This window comes from Mycobacterium sp., from assembly GCF_040509115.1.
Classification (GTDB): Bacteria; Actinomycetota; Actinomycetes; order Mycobacteriales; family Mycobacteriaceae; genus Mycobacterium.
The window spans coordinates 1-18,426 of the sequence record NZ_JBEVLO010000010.1 but is presented as its reverse complement, the minus strand read 5'-3'; the positions used below and the strand labels follow the sequence as shown (position 1 = coordinate 18,426).

16 protein-coding genes are annotated in these 18,426 nt (G+C 63.6%); 4 read left to right on the top strand and 12 right to left on the bottom strand.

The genetic code is table 11. From position 1 onward, the window contains the following. Positions 1-10: 10 nt before the first annotated feature. Positions 11-1,318, bottom strand: coding sequence for an MFS transporter (locus tag ABW137_RS00980; protein ID WP_526395955.1), 1,308 nt, complete (start codon positions 1,316-1,318; stop codon positions 11-13). A 60-nt stretch (positions 1,319-1,378) separates the two neighbouring features. Then, a complete protein-coding gene (locus ABW137_RS00975) occupies positions 1,379-2,803 on the bottom strand; it encodes a phenylacetate--CoA ligase family protein (protein ID WP_526395953.1) in 1,425 nt (474 codons plus the stop codon). 246 nt (positions 2,804-3,049) lie between these two features. Here ABW137_RS00975 and ABW137_RS00970 point away from each other — a divergent pair, with 246 nt between their 5' ends. Then, positions 3,050-3,766 (top strand): TetR/AcrR family transcriptional regulator, encoded by a 717-nt coding sequence (locus ABW137_RS00970; RefSeq protein ID WP_526395951.1) that lies wholly within the window; start codon positions 3,050-3,052, stop codon positions 3,764-3,766. Between the two features lie 180 nt (positions 3,767-3,946). Here the strand turns inward: ABW137_RS00970 and ABW137_RS00965 are convergent, their stop codons facing one another. Further along, positions 3,947-5,104, bottom strand: a complete 1,158-nt coding sequence (locus tag ABW137_RS00965) for an acyl-CoA dehydrogenase (protein WP_526395999.1) — start codon at positions 5,102-5,104, stop codon at positions 3,947-3,949. A 148-nt stretch (positions 5,105-5,252) separates the two neighbouring features. Between ABW137_RS00965 and ABW137_RS00960 the strand changes: the two genes are divergently transcribed. Then, entirely contained in the window at positions 5,253-5,927 is a 675-nt protein-coding gene (locus tag ABW137_RS00960) for a TetR/AcrR family transcriptional regulator (RefSeq protein WP_526395949.1), read from the top strand. A gap of 321 nt (positions 5,928-6,248) precedes the next feature. Here the strand turns inward: ABW137_RS00960 and ABW137_RS00955 are convergent, their stop codons facing one another. The 8 genes from ABW137_RS00955 to ABW137_RS00920 all read right to left on the bottom strand — a co-directional run bounded on the left by ABW137_RS00955 (position 6,249) and on the right by ABW137_RS00920 (position 14,913). Continuing rightward, entirely contained in the window at positions 6,249-7,247 is a 999-nt protein-coding gene (locus ABW137_RS00955) for a hypothetical protein (protein ID WP_526395947.1), read from the bottom strand. A gap of 4 nt (positions 7,248-7,251) precedes the next feature. After that, positions 7,252-8,667: a glutamine synthetase family protein gene (locus tag ABW137_RS00950; RefSeq protein WP_526395945.1), complete on the bottom strand. Its 1,416-nt coding sequence runs from the start codon at positions 8,665-8,667 to the stop codon at positions 7,252-7,254. 248 nt (positions 8,668-8,915) lie between these two features. Continuing rightward, on the bottom strand, positions 8,916-10,364 hold the full coding sequence (locus tag ABW137_RS00945) for a flavin-containing monooxygenase (RefSeq protein WP_526395943.1): 1,449 nt from the start codon (positions 10,362-10,364) through the stop codon (positions 8,916-8,918). Between the two features lie 94 nt (positions 10,365-10,458). Next, positions 10,459-11,199: an SDR family NAD(P)-dependent oxidoreductase gene (locus tag ABW137_RS00940; protein WP_526395941.1), complete on the bottom strand. Its 741-nt coding sequence runs from the start codon at positions 11,197-11,199 to the stop codon at positions 10,459-10,461. Then, positions 11,196-12,140 carry an alpha/beta hydrolase gene (locus ABW137_RS00935; protein ID WP_526395939.1) on the bottom strand — a complete coding sequence of 315 codons (945 nt, stop codon included), beginning with the start codon at positions 12,138-12,140 and terminating at the stop codon, positions 11,196-11,198. Before ABW137_RS00935 ends, ABW137_RS00940 begins: the two co-directional genes overlap by 4 nt. Before the next feature lie 15 nt (positions 12,141-12,155). Then, positions 12,156-12,926, bottom strand: coding sequence for an SDR family NAD(P)-dependent oxidoreductase (locus tag ABW137_RS00930; RefSeq protein WP_526395937.1), 771 nt, complete (start codon positions 12,924-12,926; stop codon positions 12,156-12,158). Further along, positions 12,923-14,197 carry an oxamate carbamoyltransferase subunit AllG family protein gene (locus tag ABW137_RS00925; protein WP_526395935.1) on the bottom strand — a complete coding sequence of 425 codons (1,275 nt, stop codon included), beginning with the start codon at positions 14,195-14,197 and terminating at the stop codon, positions 12,923-12,925. The genes ABW137_RS00930 and ABW137_RS00925 overlap by 4 nt, the downstream gene beginning before the upstream one ends. After that, a complete protein-coding gene (locus ABW137_RS00920; protein ID WP_526395933.1) occupies positions 14,191-14,913 on the bottom strand; it encodes an SDR family NAD(P)-dependent oxidoreductase in 723 nt (240 codons plus the stop codon). Before ABW137_RS00920 ends, ABW137_RS00925 begins: the two co-directional genes overlap by 7 nt. A 210-nt stretch (positions 14,914-15,123) precedes the next feature. Here ABW137_RS00920 and ABW137_RS00915 point away from each other — a divergent pair, with 210 nt between their 5' ends. After that, a complete protein-coding gene (locus ABW137_RS00915; protein WP_526395931.1) occupies positions 15,124-15,867 on the top strand; it encodes a FadR/GntR family transcriptional regulator in 744 nt (247 codons plus the stop codon). 28 nt (positions 15,868-15,895) lie between these two features. Here ABW137_RS00915 and ABW137_RS00910 read toward each other — a convergent pair whose 3' ends face one another. Next, positions 15,896-17,461, bottom strand: a complete 1,566-nt coding sequence (locus tag ABW137_RS00910; protein ID WP_526395929.1) for an amino acid permease — start codon at positions 17,459-17,461, stop codon at positions 15,896-15,898. 144 nt (positions 17,462-17,605) lie between these two features. Here ABW137_RS00910 and ABW137_RS00905 point away from each other — a divergent pair, with 144 nt between their 5' ends. Then, positions 17,606-18,388, top strand: coding sequence for a gamma-glutamyl-gamma-aminobutyrate hydrolase family protein (locus ABW137_RS00905; protein ID WP_526395927.1), 783 nt, complete (start codon positions 17,606-17,608; stop codon positions 18,386-18,388). Positions 18,389-18,426 lie beyond the last annotated feature (38 nt).

The following is an 18,426-nucleotide window of genomic DNA, read 5'->3' as shown; positions in this document are numbered from 1 at the left end:
CGATGCGCAGTCAGCTCCCCACCATTTCGATGTCGTCGCGGTACGTCTCCCGCGCTGCGGCCACCGCGACCAGGGTCAGAACCGCTGCCACAGCCAGATACGCGGACAAGGCCCAGGACCCACCGGCCCAGGTGAAGAGTGCCGCTGCAATGAACGGAACGGGGCCCGCGTTGACCATCGAGCCGATGTGATACCCGATGGCAGATCCGCTGTAGCGCATGCGAGTTTCAAACAGTTCGGGCAAAAAGATCGCCATCGGTGCGCCTGTCATCCCATAGATCAACGACACCGCGATCACCATGGCGAGTGTGATCGCCAACGCGTTACCGGTGTTGAGCAGCCAGAAGAACGGGAAAGCGAACACCAGCATCAACACCGTGCCGGTCAGGATGATGGGCCGACGACCGTAGCGGTCCGACAGTCGGGCGAAGACCGGGATGGTGAAGATGAGCAGTCCCAGCGAGAACGCGACAGCCGACAGCACCGTGGTGCGCGACGCCCCGGTCTGTTCAACGGTGTAGCTCAAGGCGAACACCACCGCCATGTAGAAGCCGGCACAACTGGCCGACATCGCGAAAACCGCGATCAGCACGCGCTTCTTGGCGTGCCGGAAGACGTCGAGGCTCGGGTAGCGGGCAATCTTGTGTTGCTCTTGGACTGCTTTGAACGCTGGCGACTCGGGCAGTTGAAGACGGATGTAGAGGCCCACGAGAACCAGCAATCCACTGGCAAGGAACGGAACCCGCCAACCCCAGCTCATCACGACGTCTTCGGGGAGCAGCATCACCAGTGCGAACGACCCGGTGGACAGCAACCAGCCCAGCGGCACGCCCCGCTGCGGCCAGCAGGCGTAATAAGCGCGTTTGTCAGCGGGGGCGTGCTCCATCGCCATCAGAACGGCGCCGCTCCACTCGCCGCTCACCGCTAGCCCCTGCAGAAGTCTGGAGAACACCAACAGGATTGGCGCCCAGATCCCGATCTGTGCGTACGTGGGCAGCAGCCCGACCATGGTGGTGCTGACGCCCATGAGGATGAGGGTCAGAGCCAGCATTCGCTTGCGGCCGATGCGATCTCCGAAGTGGCCGAAGATCATGGCGCCGAGCGGCCGGATGAGAAAGGCCACTCCGAAGGTTGCGAACGCCGCGAGGATGCCGACGCTGGGGTCCAGGTCGGGGAAGAAGATGTCGTTGAAGACCAGGGCTGCGGCGGTGCTGAAGACACCGAAGTCGAAGAATTCGATGGCCGTTCCGATGAAACTGGCGACAGCGACCTTGCGGGCCGAGACAGGCGGGGCCTCGGTTTCTGATTGAGTGGCCATGAACGGCGCCTTTCATGCGGTCGTATTGATCTGTCGTGCTCGGGGTGATTGGTGGTGCTGCTACTTGCTGCGCAGGTCGAGGAGACGGCGGACCTTTCCCTCTCCTCCGAGCCTGGTGAACTCGGTCAACGTGCCTGCGTCGACGATCTCGACGCCGACGCGGACGTTCAGGACGGTCTTCAAGGCCCTTTCGAGATCGTTTCGCAGTGTGTCGGTGTCGATGCCAGGTCCGCGGCGCTCGACCCGGACGGTCATCTCCGTCTTTTTGCTGACGCCCGCACCGTCGCTGGTCAGAACGCACAGGAACTGTCCGTTGGTGCGCGAATCGGCGCGCACCGGGTCCTGGCATGCCATCGGAAAGACGCTCTGGCCGCGGAGTTTCACCATCTCGTCGCTGCGGCCCTGCATGCCGGACAGCCGGGTGGTCCGTAACCCGCATTCGCAGCGCGCGCGTGGCAGGATCGCAAGGGCGTCCTGCGTGTTGAACCGGATCAGCGGGGGCACGCCCCGGTGCAGCGACGTCGCGACGAGGTCGCCCACCTGGCCGGGGGGTAACTCACGTGTCGGGTCGTCGATGTCGACGGTCTCGAGGTAGGCGGTGTCCTCACTGACGTGGCGCCCGTCCTGCATCCTGCACTCGAACGCAATCAGTCCGATCTCGTGAGTGCCGTAGGTGTCATAGACCGGAGCACCCCACGCCTCCTCGAGCGCCCTCCGCAGTTCGCCGGCGCCGTCGTTGCCGAGAAGTGCCTGAATGTACTTGGTGGGCAAAGAATGCAGATCGAAGTTCATCGAATCGGCCACTTCGACGAGCCGGCCGAGGTATTCGCCGTGTCCCATCCACCCGTTCGTGCCGTATGCCGCCGCCAGTTCGAGCTGCCGCTCCGATGGCGTCACCACCCCGGATCCGGTGGTCACCGGCACACCTCCCAGCCAGTGATGGACGCCGATGTAGTAGCACCATGCCGCGTTGGCCAGGGAGGTGGTGAACGGAATCTGGATCACGTCACCCGGCCGCGCCCCCATCGCCCACAGGCCCCGGGCGGCTTGGATGCCCTGGACCTCCCAGGCGAGGCTGTCGAATGCGGTGGTTCTGGGCAGACCGGTGGTTCCCCCACTCGTCTGCAGCTTCAGCGGCAGGTAGTCGGCCATCGAGTTGCGGTCGAACGGGTGGTGCTCACCGAACGGCGGCCTGGCGTCGATCGCGGCCTTGAGGTCGTCGCTAGTGAAGGTGGGGATGTAGCGCAGGTCGTCCAGCGACCGCACCGAGTTCTCATCCAAACCCGCTGCCCACCAACGCTTTCGGTAGAACGGCACCTTCCAGGCATCGCGGACCCGCGCGAGCACCCGCCTCTCCTGCAGTTCCCGCCACTGTTCATCGGTCCTCACCGCTGCGGCCCGCTCGAACAGCGGCGGTGGCGGATAGTCCGCCATCAACGCGTTCCAGTCGAGTGCTTTCCAGTAGTAGGGAACCTCGTCACCCACAGACCGCTCCTTACTTCTACCAAACGATTGGTAGAAGTTACTGTAGCGCACGTCACGCAGCGGGACAAGAGCGGGAAGTACCACAATCAGCGTTCACGGGAATTGTTCTGGACCCAGGCCGCCGTGCAACAGGCGTGTGCCAGGCGAACCGCAGTGCGGGCCGGCGATGACATGGTTTGCGCGCGGCAGGGCGCAACGCCTCATCACAGGTGGGGCCAACTTGCTATTCTGCCAATCGATTGTTTGGTGAACCACGAGGTGCCACATCGGCAGGCTTATCGGGCACCGGAAGGAGGCACCGTAATGGCTACCAGGCGTCCCACGGCGTCGCAGAAATCGAACAAAGCGAACGTTCGGCGCGCCGAGATAGTCAGCGCGGCAACCCAACTGTTCATCGAGAAAGGCTATGCAGCGACCAGCGTGCAGGACATCGCCGAAGCGGTGGGCTTGCTGAAAGGAAGCCTCTTCTACTACATCTCCGGCAAAGAAGATCTTCTGTACGCGGTACTCGAGGGCATGCTGGCCACCAGCCAAGCGGACATCGAGAAACTGAGCGCCCTGGAGATCGCGCCACTGGACAAGGTGCGCCGCATCGCCGAGGCCCACGTCCGCTACGTCTTGGCCAATCGCGACCAGGCCACGGTGTTCTTCCGGGATTTTCGTTCACTGTCCGATGAGCGCGGCAGAGAGATTGCGGCCGAACGCGAGAACTACGCCCGCCGTTTCACCGATGTGCTACGCGAAGCTCAGGATGACGGCGCGGCGTGTCCCGACATAGACATCCGGCTGGCGTCGGGTTCGCTTCTCGGCATGTTGAACATGGTCCACGAGTGGTACCCCCACGCCGACGAACGGCACGTGAACCGATTGGCGGAAGAGATCGGCGATCTCGTCGTCGCCTCGCTGCGATGCGATCCGTCGACACACCAACCCGGCCACCGCGGGCGCGACGGGCGGGCCTGAACACTGGCCGCCTTATTCCGACGTCGACGTACCGGTGTCGATCTGCCGACCCCGCAAAGTGCGCACGCCCGTTCACCAGTCGCCCGCCAACTCGACGCACGCTTCTGTCGCCAGGGTCGACAACGGCACTTCGAGACTCCGTACAGCAGCCGCGGCAATTAGTGAGGCCGAGGCGCCGGCTCAGCGCAGTAGTGCGCGGCTCATCACGACGCGCTGGATCTGGTTGGTGCCTTCGTAGATCTGGGTGATCTTGGCATCACGCATCATCCGCTCGACGGGGAAGTCGACGGTGTAGCCGGCGCCGCCGAAGAGCTGAACGGCATCAGTGGTGACCTCCATGGCGATATCGGAGGCAAAGCACTTCGACGCCGCCGAGATGAACCCCAGATTGCCTTCACCACGCTCCGCCCGGGCGGCCGCGCTGTACACCATCAGCCGGGCGGCTTCGACCTTCATCGCCATGTCGGCCAGCATGAACTGCACACCTTGAAAGTCACTGATTGCCGAGCCGAATTGCTTGCGGCCCTTGGTGTACTCGATCGCCGCATCCAACGCACCCTGCGCGATACCGACAGCCTGCGCACCGATGGTGGGGCGAGTGTGATCCAACGTCGCCAACGCAGTCTTGAACCCAGTACCCGGCTCACCGATGATCCGGTCCCCCGGGATCCGGCAGTTCTCGAAATACAACTCCGTGGTGGGGGAACCCTTGATCCCGAGCTTGCGCTCCTTGGGCCCGACCGTGAAACCCTCGTCATCGACATGGACGATGAACGCCGAGATCCCGTTGGCACCCTTGTCCGGGTCGGTCACCGCCATCACCGTGTACCAGGACGACTTACCACCGTTGGTGATCCACGCCTTCGTGCCGTTCAGAATCCAGTCGTCACCATCGGCTTTGGCCCGGGTCCGCATCCCGGCTGCGTCACTGCCCGCCTCACGTTCCGAAAGCGCATACGAGGCCATCGCCCCGTCCGCCAACGACGGCAGGACCTGCTTCTTGAGCTCCTCGGAGCCGCGCAGGATCAGACCCATGGTGCCCAGCTTGTTCACCGCCGGGATCAACGATGCCGACGCATCAACCCGAGCGACCTCCTCGATCACGATGCACGCGGCCACCGAATCCGCACCCTGGCCGCCGTACTCCTCAGGCACGTGGACGGCGTTGAAACCCGACGCGTTGAGGGCGCGCAACGCTTCTTCCGGGAAACGTGCATTGGCGTCGACGTCCGCCGCGTGCGGAGCGATTTCCTTCGCCGCCAGCGCGCGCGTCGCCGCGCGCAACTCTACATGCTCCTCCGGCAGCGCAAACAGATCGAAATCCTTGTTCACCAGCATAATTCCTGACCCCTTACAACTTGTCCGTTCCCGCCGGCACGAGTACGCGGGTGGCCCTCGGCGGCACGACGAGATCTTCCAGACATTCCCGACTCCTGGTACTGAATACCATATAATCGGTACTCCGTACATAACGGAGACTAAACCAATGCCTGCTTCAGAGACAACCCGAGAGCGCCTGATGAGCGCGGCGTTCGCCTTGTTCGAAGAGCGGGGTTATGAAGCGGCGAGCGTTGAGGACATCGCTGCCAGGGCAGGCGTGGGCCGTACCACCGCGTTTCGCCAGTTCGGTTCCAAAGAGGCATTGATCTTTCCTGATCACCGAGCCCTGTTGCGGAGAGCCGATGCCAGACTGTCCGCCGCCTCCGCAGAGGCCATTCCGGCGGAGGTAATCTCTGTTGCGACCTCTGTCTTCGATCACTATCTCGCCGAGGGCGACAGAGCGCGTGCACGGTACCGGCTCACGACCTCGGTGCCAGTCCTACGCGACTTCGAGACCACCACCGTATCGAGGTACGTTCGCCTATTCTCCGCACATCTCGACCGAGCGATGCCAGACGATTGGAACGGCTCTCTTCGGGCCGAAATGTTCGCCAACGCAGTTGTCACCGCACACAACCACGTTCTTCGTCGATGGCTCCGTGGTGACACGGACGATCCGAAACCCGATTTGATGGAAGCTCTAGCCCTCCCCTGGACAATCCTGCACGGGACTCCCAAGGTGCAGACCGCAGTAATCGTGATGACTACCGACGAACCAATCGAATCGCTCGGTCCGCGACTGCGCACTGTCATCGCTGACGCAGCGCCGAAACGGCCGTAGCTGGCGTAACCCCGCTAGACCACTCGGCCGATACAGCGGCCACGTGCGCTCTGGTCGGCCGCCGTCGCGGAAGCTGCTGCGGTACTGACACACTCCCGCAGGAGCTCCATCGCATACGCTACCCCAGACCAGATAGCGTCGACCCCATCAACGTTCATTGCCAAGGGGCCCACCACAACTGGCGAGGCGGATCACTAAACCTTGAGTGGGTCCGGCCCGACCAGACCACCGCCCGTCGACATCCTCGATAGGCTCCTGCACCACGCCACCGGCACGTCAACATGGTCATTGATGTTTCGCTGGTGCGTGCACCCGAACCATCTAGCCGTCGGTATGACGCGTCGGCGGGTCGAAACCGACGCTGGTGTAGGCCTCATCAGGGACTCGGCTGGGATCTTTGTAGATCGACCATGTGCAGACCGCTGGCGACTGGCCCTGCGTCGGAGGTTTCACAACTCTGAGTGGGAAACCGAGCCGGGCAATAGGGGCACGTTGTTGCAGTTGACAACAGTGTGCGCAATACAGGCACACCCCTGGGGTATTCCATGCCCAGTCATGTCGTTCCGTCGTCACGCGAGGCGACACATCAGTTGGCTCCACCTCGTAGGTCCGCCCACCCGATCCGCATGGAGCGAACGTCATCACCCATCGATCGGCGTCTTCCGTGACGGAGAACGACCCATCGCGCCGTGGCCCAGTGAGATGGCCGCGCGTAGCTTCCGCGATGTCGAGGAACAGGCGCTCCAGCGACTGGGCCCACGTCCGTGTTGCGGGGTCGTACACCGTGGCGGCTCGGTCGTACAGCCTGGCCAGCAAAATATCCCACAGCTCTCCAACGAAACCCTCACCGAGTTGCGTGGCGGCCAGTCCAAGCAGCGCGACGATGCTGTCGCACGCGCGATCATGGTGGTGTTGCCAGGTCCGGCGCGCTTCGGCGAGCAGATTCCGCGCGGCGTCGGCGTCATTGTCCTGGCATGCCTGGGTGAAGGTCTTGATCAAGTGCTGATAGGTGGCCCACCCAGTGTCGAGGTCGTGGTCTCCTATCCTCGCCGTTGTCTCAGCAAGCGATTGCTCGAGAACGTCGGCGCTGATTCCATTGTCAACCAGGACATTCGGAATCTGACGGAGCCACGTCGCGTAGAGCTCGTACGCCTCCGACGCCTCTTGCACTGTCATCGCCGCGTAGTCCTCGGCGCTCGCAAAGTCGGCGGAATCCACCGCCCTCCTTGCCAGGGCATAGCTGGACTGTCCTTGAGCCAGCCAAGAGTCAGTCCGGACGAGGTGGTCCAGCAGGCTGTTGTAGGCCAATACCGTCGACATGATGTCAGGTGCGTTCGAAGTAGCGGCGTTGTTCCCAATCCGTCACCGATTGCGTCAGGAATGCAGTCAGTTCCCCGCGGCCAACGGTGAGCAGGTGATCGTGAACCTCGCGACCGAATGCGTGCTTGGCGGGTTCACTGTTCCCGAAGAGACCCAAGGCCTCGGGTAGGGAGGTGGGCAGCTGGGGCAGGTCGTGGCGGGTATAACCGTTGCCGTCGACGAGTTCGGGGAATGGCTGTTCGTTCTCAATACCGTTGACGCCGGCCGCGACCGCAGCAGCAATGGCCACGTAGGGATTGACATCCGCTCCCGGTATGCGGTTCTCGACCCGGCGGGTCGGCCCATCCCCGATCACCCGGAACGACATGGTGCGGTTGTCGTTCCCGCAGGCAACCGTGGTCGGTGCGAACGAGTTGGGTTGAAAGCGGCGATAGGAGTTGAGGTTCGGCGCGTAGAGGAGGCACATCTCGCGGGCATGTCCCACCAACCCGGACACGAAACCGTCGAACAGCGCATCGTCACCCAACGGGGTCGCACCGTCCAGCGACCAGAGGCTGGTGTGGATGTGACAGGAACTGCCCACATCGCCGCCGTCCCACTTCGCCATGAAGGTGGCCGACTTCCCCATCCGCGTCGCGATGGTCTTGACGCCGAACTTGTAGATGAAGTGCCGGTCAGCCATCTCGAGGGCGCTCGTATGCGTCAGATTGATCTCCTGCTGGCCGATACCGTACTCGCAGGACAGCGCCTCGATCTCGACGCCGGCCTGCTCCATCTGCTCGACGACCGCGTTGATGAACGGCTCATTGCCGATAGCGGCGAGGGGATCGTAGGCCGCCTTGAACCGCGAGGCTGGGGTGAGCTTCTGATACCCGGCGTCCCATCCGGTTTCGTAGCTCTGGTCGAACAAATAGAACTCCAGTTCGGAGGCACATTGCACCGTGGCGCCGTGCGCGGCGAGCCGAGCCAGCTGGCGCTTGAGGATTTGCCGGGGAGCGAGCTCCAGGACTGATCCGTCGGGCAGAATTGGATCGCAGATGACGAAAGCGGTATCGGGAATCCAGGGCAGGACGCGCAGTGTATTGAGGTCGGGCTTGAGGAAGCAGTCCGGACCGCCGTTACTGAGACCACCGACATGCTCAAGATCGGGGTTGAGGTCCTGCTCGATGTCCAGCTGCCACACCATCAGCGGGATGCGGAACGCGGTCGGGTCGTCGACGTGGTCGAGAAACCGGCGGGCCGGGAAGTGCTCCCCGAGTGGCCGGCCGATGTTGTCCGCGGCCACCATCAAGACCTTGGTGATCCTCCCGGCGTCGACCGCTTCCCTCAGCGCGGACACTGACCACACGCCGCGCGGAAGACGCGCACCGTTGGAGCGGGCCGGGCTGCTGGCGGTCGAGGATTCGAATCGGACTGTCATGGCTTCTCCTGAATCGTCGAGTAGTCACTCGGCGGATGTCGGACGAGTGCTTACTTAAGGTCTAGTTTATAGCTGTTTTGTGATGTGGGTCAAGGTTTGGGCCCATTGGAAGAACGTCACCGCGGCGAGACGCGTGACCGAACCGACTGCGCTGCTTGACATATTCGATCGCGGTCGCCAAAGCGCCCCGCGCGATCCCGACACGCGTCGTTCAAACTGATGGTGCTTTCGCGATTCTGGTTGGAGTGTTAGCTGAGCTTTGTTGCCAGCCGCCGGAGCAACCGCATGGCCAGCAGGTACAGGGTGGGGCTGGTCGGCCACTGGGAGATCACTTTGCCCGTTCGGTGCGAACCAGCACGGAAGTAACTCTCGGTGGTGGCCCACACCGTCTTGCCCAGCAGGTCCTGGATCCAGTCGTTGTAGATGTAGAACGCGGAGCGTCGAACATCGATGCGCCGCTTACCTTGACGCGCCGCGCTGGCGATGAGACGGGCTGAGAAATCAGCCTGTGCTTCGTAAAACGCAACCAGAGGAACGATGTTGGTGTTCGGGCCGAACATCACGAAGAAGTTCGGGAACCCCGGCACCATCGTGCCGAGGAACGCTTCGGCCCCTTCGGACCATCGGTCGTGGAGGTCCACCCCGTTCTCGCCAGCCACCCGGTAGGTGCTCAGATACTGGTGGGCCTGAAAACCCGTTGCGAGCACGATCAAGTCGAGCGGGTGCTCCTCACCGTTGGCGTCGACCGCTCCGCGTGCCGAGAGTCCCTTCACTGCATGGGGTATCAGCCTGACCTTCGAACTCTTCAGCGCCCGGTAGTAGGTGTCACTGATGACGGTCCGTCGCCCTTCCATTGGGAATTCGGGCGTCAGCAACTCGAGCAGATCCGGCCGGTCGGCCATCTCCTGATGCAGGAAGGCCAGTGCCGCCTGCCGCCGCTTGCCGTTCAGGACGCGATCCTGCCGCGCATGGCGGGCCTGGAGCTGGCGCAGATCGTAGTCGAGGTAGAGCTTCCACCGCCGATACATGTACACCGGCGAGAGGTTGTTCAGCCGGCGTTCCAGTGGGCTGAAGTCTCGAGCCTCCTTGGGCAGCATCCAGTTCGGCTCGATCTGGAAGACGGTGACCGAGGAAGCCACCTTCTCGGCTTCCGTCACGATCTGTACGGCCGAGGAACCCGTGCCTAGAACTCCGACGTTCTTGCCCGCCATGTCCAGCCCTTCGCGCCATTCTGACGTGTGGCACACCGGCCCCGCGAAGTCGTGCTGATCCCGGACGAACGGTGGCTTGGCCGGGGTGTTCAGGAAACCGACGGCGCTGATGACCGCGGTGAACCGGCCATGGTCTTCCTGCGAAACGGTCCGGACTGTGTAGTCCTTCCGTTCATCTGACCAGCTGACCTGTTCCACCGGCTCGTTGAACTTCATGTGCGACAAAAGGTTCCACTTTGTTGCCACATAGTGGAGATAGGTCAGCAACTCCTGCCATCCGGCGTGGGTGCGCGTCCAGTCGTACCGCTCGAAGGAAAACGAGTAAATGTGCGATTCCAGATCCACTTCGGCACCGGGGTAGGTGTTGTGTCTCCAGGTGCCACCCAAGCCCGGGGAACGTTCGAAGATGACGAAGTCCTCTATGCCCTGTTTCTTGAGTGCTACTGCCGCGGCGATACCGCTGAATCCGGCACCGATGATTGCCACCCTTGGCTGGTACGCCACATCTGTTTTCATTGTGATCACTCGCCTTGTCGTTGAAATGTGAGGAGCTGCAGTCTGATTTCCAGTCACAGAATCGCTACTTGAGCTGCGCCATCCAGCCACCGTCGACGACGATCTCCGCGGCGGTGATGAACGATGCTTGCTCTGAGAGCAGGAAGCTCGCGGCATTGGCGACGTCTTCCGGTGTTCCGAGGCGCCCCAGCGGTGTGCGGCGTTCCATGTCGCTGCGGCGCTCCGGTGACCGGTCGTAGATCGGCGCGATCATCGACGTCAGGATGGCCCCGGGGCACAGGGCGTTGCAACGGATCGCTTCGCTCGCCAATCGCAATGCGACGGCGCGACTGAGCGACACCACGGCGGCCTTGCTGACTTGATAGGCGTCCAGCGGCGAATCCATCCCGCGGAGGCCGGCGACGCTGGCGACGTTGACGATGCTCTTGCCGGCGCCCTTGCGCAGGTGAGGCACCGCGGCGACGATTAGCTTGCGCACTCCGTGCACGTTGACTCCCAGGGTGCGTTCCCACACCGCCTCGTCATTGGTGTCCACGATGGAGCCGTCGTGATCCATCATCGCCAACCCTGCGGCGTTGACCAGGTAGTCCAGTCCATCCCCGCCGACCGCGGCGAACAGGTCGTCGAACCGCACCTCCTGGGCCAACAGATCGAGCGGAACGTAGTCGGCAATGGCCGCAAGGTTGGGTGCCGGTTCAGCACCGACGTCTGTGGCTACCACCCGGATACCCTCGTCACACAGCCGGCCGGCTATCGCGCCGCCGATTCCACCGTTGGCCCCAGTGACCACCGCAGTGAAGCTCACGAGCGCCGCTCCAGTGCTGCGGCCAATCGGCGACCGGCGTAGGTCATCGCGTCGGTGGCGAGCGGAAAGATCTCGTCGAGTCCAAAGAAGCCGTGGACCATTCCCGGATACTCGCGACTTTCGACATCGACGCCTGCGGACTCCAGCGCCCGAGCCAACAACACCCCCTGCGGCTTGATGGGGTCGCACTCGGCGAGAATGACGGTGGCAGAGGGCAGGCCGTCATGGTCGGCATTGAGGATGGAGGCCCGCGGGTCCGCTGCGTCCTCCGGCTTCTCGAAGTAGTTGCGCTGGTGCCATACCAGCTCGTCACGCTCGAGCATCACACCCTCGTAGGCGTCGTCGAAGCCGATCGTCAAATCACAGGTCGCGCTGGGATAGACCAACAGCTGGTGCCGTAACGGTGGGTGTGTGCCGGCATCGCGTGCGGCTACGGCCACTGCCCCGGCGAGGTTGCCGCCGGCGCTGTCCCCTGCGACCGCGACCCGTAGGAGGTCGATCCCCAGCTCCCCCAGCTCTCGGGAGCCACCCCGGGCCCAGCCGAGGGCGTCGATCGCATCGTTCACGGCCGTGGGAAATCGGTGCTCCGGCCCGCGGCGATAGTCCACCGACAAGACGGCCGACCTTGATGACGTGGACAGCAACCGCGTCGTCACGTCATGCGAGTCGATGCTGCCGAGCAGCCAGCCACCGCCGTGGTAGTACACGGTCAGCGGCAAATCACCGGAAACATCGGGCAGATAGACACGGCCGCGGATGTTCTCACCGTTCCGCGTGGGTATCGACACCTCGAGGACCTTGGCAACCTCGGGCTTCGCCAGGGCGGCGAACGTGTCCTCGAAATTGGCCCTGGCGGTCTCGACGGGCAGCAGATGGGCGTTGGGCCGACCCGACGCCCGAAAGTCGTCGAGCATCTTCTGTGCGGTGGGGTTGATGGGCATCAGACGTCCCTTTCGTCAGGTGGTGGCGAGTCCGCCGTCGACACGGATGTCGGCGCCGGTGATGTAACTTGCTTGGTCACTAAGCAGAAACGCAGCCGCATTGGCGATCTCGTGTGATTGGGCCCACCGCTTGACTACGGTGCGGGCGGCCAATTGCGGCGGCAGCGCAGCGCTGTCCCCATGCTGGGCCGCCATCGGAGTGGCGACGAAACCTGGGGCGATGCTATTGACCCGCGTGTGGCCTCCCAGTGCTCTGGCTGCGCTGCTGGTCAGCATCGCCAGGGCCGCTTTGGAGGCGGCGTAGTGCGGATTGGGATCGGGGTTGGTCAACGCGATGACACGGGAGGCCTCCATCGAGGTGATGTTCACGATGGCAGCGGGATCGCCGGCGCCGAGAAGGTCTGCGCAACTGTCGATCACGTTGTAGGCCCCGACCAGATTGACCTCCAGAATCGAGCGCCACTCCCCCGCGCTGACACCGCGGAACCCGGTGTGGGCGGCAATGCCGGCACAGTTGACGACGTAGTTGAGGCGCCCATCGGGAAACGTCTGCTGCAGTGCGGCTTCCAGTGCGGAGCGATCCCTGACGTCTACGGCATGTCCGACCAGTAGATCGGTGGTCTCGCACCGGTTCGCCGGAACATCGAGGTCGAGGGCCAGGGTCCGGATTCCGGCTGTCGCCAGCAGATGTGCGGTGGCTGCGCCGATACCTGAGGCCGCCCCGGTCACCACCGCATTCGCACCGGCGAATGTGAGCGCGAACGAGCGCGCACCCGAGCTGGTCATGATGCGCCGTAGGCAGCGGTGTGCGCGTCGAGAGCCGCCTGGAAGCACTCGCGCGGTGCACGGATGATCCCGGCACCGATCTGCCCTCCGTCGCGGCCGGCCAGCCCCACATCCATCACCGGCAACACATCGGTGGACAGGACCTTACGGGCGTCGATTCCCGTCGGGGTCCCTTCGAAGGCGAACAAGGGGATGCGATAAGAACTGTTGGTACCGTGGGTGATCCGATACATTTCCCGGTTGCGTTCGATCATCACCTCTGGCGAACCACCCTGGTAGTCCTGCAACGACAGTGCGCAGGCCTGGGCGAATCCACCCAGACCCACCGTCTCGGTGATCGGTGACTCGCCTCCCATCCAGGTGATCTCGTCGTCGGTGTGACCCTGAAAGAGCTTGCCCTCGTGCAAGGGCGGGGGTCCTTCGAACCAGGTGTTGCCGAGACCGGCGAGTTTGATGGCGAAACCTCGGCAACTGAACGCCATTGCCGAGACCAGCGTGGATCCGGGTACGACCATGGCATCGGCAGAGGCCTTCGCTGCCGCCATGGACAACCGGAGGAAGAAGTAGTCGTTCTCAGCCAGGTGCAGCATGGTCTCGCGCACACCCGCGACGCCGTCGGCAACCATGTCGAGGACCGCAGGCAGGATCTCCCGGTTGAACAGCACCGAGGCCGCGGCGTTGCGGCTGTGCACCTCATCCCCCATCCGGAGCGCGCGGGCGATCACCGGCTTGAGCGAAATGCCGTTGCGGCGCCGGATCGCCTCGCCCACCACGGGGGCGAGAACCGTGTTGACGTGCAGAAGCCGTTCGTGCACGCCGGGGTCGTAACAGCCGTAGTTGAGCCGCCGCGGCTCCTTGCCCTCGTAGAAGTTGCAGAATCCCGTGTTGCCGTGTGCGCGGTTCTCCACGACGAACACCGGCATGGACGCGGTGTAGATCCCCGCAAGCGAGCCCACTGCCGCATAGTCGTGGCAGCTGCCGATCTCGATGCGCCCGTGAGAGAACCCGGTGATCGCATCCTCGCGACTTGTCGCCAATCCCTCGAAAAGGGCTCCGCCGATGAGGGCCTCCCGCTGGCCGCCGGTGTAGGCCTCCCACGGCATCGGGGCTCCCGATGTCAGCACCAGATTGGGGTGATATCCCGGCAGCACCTCTCCGGCTGGTGCGACATCGACAACCCAGGGATCCGCGGCGTCGAGCCGCCGAAAGGATTCGTCGTTGGCTGCCCCGATGTCGATCGTGTCCCTCGAGACCTCGGTTGCACTCACCATGCGACCGTGCCCCCGTCAACCAGGAGGGTTTGTGCGGTGATGTAGGACGCCCGTGTCGACAGCAGGAACTCCACCGCCTCCGCGACCTCTTCGGGTTCACCGATCCGCTTCAGCATGGCGTGCCCGGCGCTGGCCTCCTCACCTCCCGAGACGCGGGCCATCGAAGGGCTCATCGGCGCCCGGATGACGCCGGGAGCGACGTTGTTGACGCGGATCCCGCGCGGGGCCAGCTCCTCTGCGAGATACCGTGTATAGGTGGCGATCCCGGCCTTGGTGGCACCATATACCGAAGCGCCGCGAAACCTGCCGAAGTGCCCGGTGAGGGAGCCAACGTTGACAATGGCGGCGCCGTCGGCCAGTCGTGGCGCGACGGCATCGGTTACCCGCGCCATTCCGGCGATGTTGACCTGAAACATCAGCTCCAGCTTGGCTTCGTCGAGCTCCCCCAAGAAGGAATCGCGCAGCACTCCAGCACAATTGACCAACCCTGCGAGCTGCTCCCCGTCCTCTGCGATCTCGTCGACCGTCCGACGGACCCCTTCGGCATCGGTGACGTCCAACGACGCCGAGCCGACTGCGCCATCGCCGGTATCCACGCCGCTAAGTGCGTCGGGCAGGTCAGCCGCAATCGGGTGATATCCACTGCGGGCCAACCGATGACAGATGGCGCTTCCGATGACACCAGCGCCGCCTGTCACGATGACTTTGCCGTTCACTGACAACTCCTTTCAGGATCTCCGGCGCCGTGCGCCTGGATCAAGTGTGGACCACAAAACCACTAAAGGACAAGTCTTTAGCCCATATTGCTGAGCCGCATCTGACATGGCCGCGCCAAGGCGGGCACTTGGTCCAATGAATGATTCAAATGCCGTTTCCTGCGTCACGATCGGTTAAGGTCGAGGTCAAGACGGAAAGGACGGCCGCAAATGATCGATTCGGCACACCTCGAACTCAGTCGTGTGCGGCAGATCCCCGCCCACGAACTGGTGGTCGAGCAGATTCGCCGCGCCCTGGAGCTCGGTCGTTTCAAGGTAGGCGACAAGTTGCCGCCGGAGCGGGAGCTCTCCGAGATGCTGGACGTGTCGCGCACCGTGGTGCGTGCGGCTATGACTATTCTGGATCGAGACGGCCTGGTCTCGGTGCGGCGCGGCCGCAACGGTGGCGTCACGGTGGTCTCCCCGACGCGCGATGAGGCCGCCACACGGAGGACGTTGCGCGATAACCGGGTTTCGTTGGGCGCGGCGTTCGACTACCGCGTGATCGTGGAGTCGGCCGCGGCGCGGTTGGCGGCGGAGCGCAGGCGTGTCGCCGACGTCAGCCAGCTACGGAAGCTCCTGTCGGCGATGGACGCCCACATCGCCCGAGCCCAGGAGCACGAGCCCTCACCGAATCTGGTCACTGAGTGGCAGTCGTTGGACTCGAATTTCCACCTGAAGATCGCCGAGGCCTGCCGCAATGATTACCTCTATGACGCCGTGGCCAACGCACGCCGGGCGATGTGGCTCCCCGTGGGTGCGATCTTCCATCACATCGAGCCGAATGCCAACGACTACCACGACGCCATCGTCGACGCCATAGATGACCGCGACGCCGAGCGGGCGGCGGTGCAGATGACCGAGCACATCAACACCACCCGCCACACCCTGGAATCGTGGTTGCGTCAGCGCTAGCCTGTCGCCCGCGCACCAGCCCTCCGACTCAGTCTCGGATCAACGTGCGCCCTACGCCGTTGCCGTCCCCCTCCGGCACCGCCGCATCGGCATCACCGTCATCGAAAACCGTCCGACCGATACGGCCATACACCTCGGGTTTGGCGTATCGCAGGTAGGCCGCAATGCCCATGGACCCGACGAGCAGTGTCACGACGATCCACGGTATGGCCTTGAACAAAAGTGACTGCGATGCGGCGCCGGCCGCCACCGCCATGTTGGAAGTCATCAGATAGATCACGAACGCCATGCCTAAGCCACCGACGATGGGGCACAACAATGTTCGGAGAACTCCCGCAGTCTCCGGATGGCGGCGTTGGACGTGGAAGTAGGTGATCACCGAGATCGAGCACATCACCTGCACCACGAGTAGGCACAGCGTCGCGAGGATTGCGACCAGTGTGAACAGGATTAGGTATGGGTCTGCCGCAGTGACTATCGCAGCCACCAGGATCACGACGGTAAATGCCGACTGAGCCAGCGATGCGATCCACGGTGAGCCGTGGCGCGGATGCGCCTCGCCCAGTCGGTGCCACAGCAGGCGGTCGCGGCCGAAGGCGAACAGATACCGACTGGCGGCGTTGTGAATGGCCAGCGCGCACGCGAACGTACCACCGAGCACCAGCAGCTCGAAGGCCGTGACTGCCCACGGCCCGACGTACTCGCGGGCGGGTGTGTACAGCAGCTCGAAGGGACTGGCGCTGGAGGCGAGGTCTACCGATCCCCGTGGTCCGTTGGCGCTAACCACGGCGAACGCGATGAAGGTGTAGAACAACCCGATCCCGATCACGGCGATGAGCGTGGCCCGTGGCACGACCCGCTTGGGGTTCGTCGACTCTTCGCCGTAGATTGCGGTGGCCTCGAAACCGACCCAGGACCAGAACGCCATCAGCAGACCGAGTCCGACGGCACCGTCGGCCACCCCATTGGTGTTCAGCGCCGCCGTGGGAAGCAACGATCCCCATTCGACGCCGTGCCCACGAACCAACCCGGCCACCGCAGTGATGGTGAGGATGGCGATCTCTGCCACGAGCGCAACCCCAAGCACCTTGGCGGCCAAAGAGACGTCTCGGTGCGACAGCAGCGCAATCGCGGCCACCGCGATTAACCCGTAGACCCACCATGGGGCATCGAACCCCAGGTATGTCGACGCGGCCTGTTGGGCGAACGTCGAGAACAGGCCGACGACACCGGCTTCCATGATCATGTACACGAACATCGACATGACACCGGCCGCCAGGCCGGGGATCCTCGACCACCCGCGCGACACGAAGGTGTAGAACGCCCCAGCTGCCGTGATGTGGCGGGCAAGCGCGACGAACCCGACACTGAAGATGGTGAGCACCATTGTGGCGATGATGAAGCCGGCAGGTGCTCCGGCGCCATTCCCGAAACCGACGGCGACCGGAAGATTGGCGGTCATGGCGGAGATGGGCGCCGAGAAGGCCACCACCATGAACACCACCCCGAGCACTCCGACGGCCCCACGTTTGAGGGTGGGCGAACCGTCGCCCGTATCGAACGCCGCTCCCGACCCTGTCCTATCACCGTTCACGTGAATCCTCTTCCTCACTGGGCAGACGGCCCGACTTTTGGACTAAAGAGAGGATTAGTAGACCATATCTGCAACTTGGTACCTAGGGTTTTCGGCGTTAAACCACTATTGACTAGTTATTAGCCCTTTACGTACGCTGAGCCGATGCCCGCAACGCACCACCTGATGGAGGGACCTGGCGTGACGAGTACCCGGCGGCCTGTAGTTGCCGTCACGATGGACTTTGACGTCTTCAATCACTACCACCACTGGCGCGAAATGCTCACCGGAGTGCTCGTCGCTGGCGCTGCGCCACTGACCATCGACTGCCGTTACCCGAGAACAGATCTCGAGAAGCTAGTCGGCATGTCGGACGGCTTGCTGCTACTAGGTGGGGCAGACGTCAACCCCGAACTATACGGGGGTGATAGCGCCGACCCGCTGGTGCAAGCGGCGCCTCGCGCACTGGACGATAACGAGATCACTGCATTGCACATCGCTCTGCGGCGCGGCATCCCGGTGCTGGCGGTGTGTCGTGGAGCGCAACTAACCAACGTGGCGCTTGGTGGCACCCTGTTCGCCGACCTGGAACGCGACCGGCCGGGGACGGGAATTCATCGTCTGCCGCAGGAGAGCCTCGACGGGGCGGCACACGAGGTCGACGTCGCGTCCGACACGCTGCTGGCTTCGTGGCTCGGAAGCGCTGGCCCCATGGCGGTGAACAGCTACCACCATCAGGGCTTCGACACGTTGGCCCCGGGTGTCCGGCCCTCAGCCACGGCCGACGACGGGCTGATCGAGGCGTTCGAAATTGCCGCTGCGCAGCTAGTCGCCGTGCAGTGGCATCCGGAAATTCTGTGGCCTCAGGACTTCCACTCCGCCAATCTGATGCGCGGTTTCGTCGCGTGCTGCGCCGACCGATCGTCCCTGCAGGGCGCACCGTGCTGAACCATCGATGAAAGGACACCCATGACCGGCCTCGACTT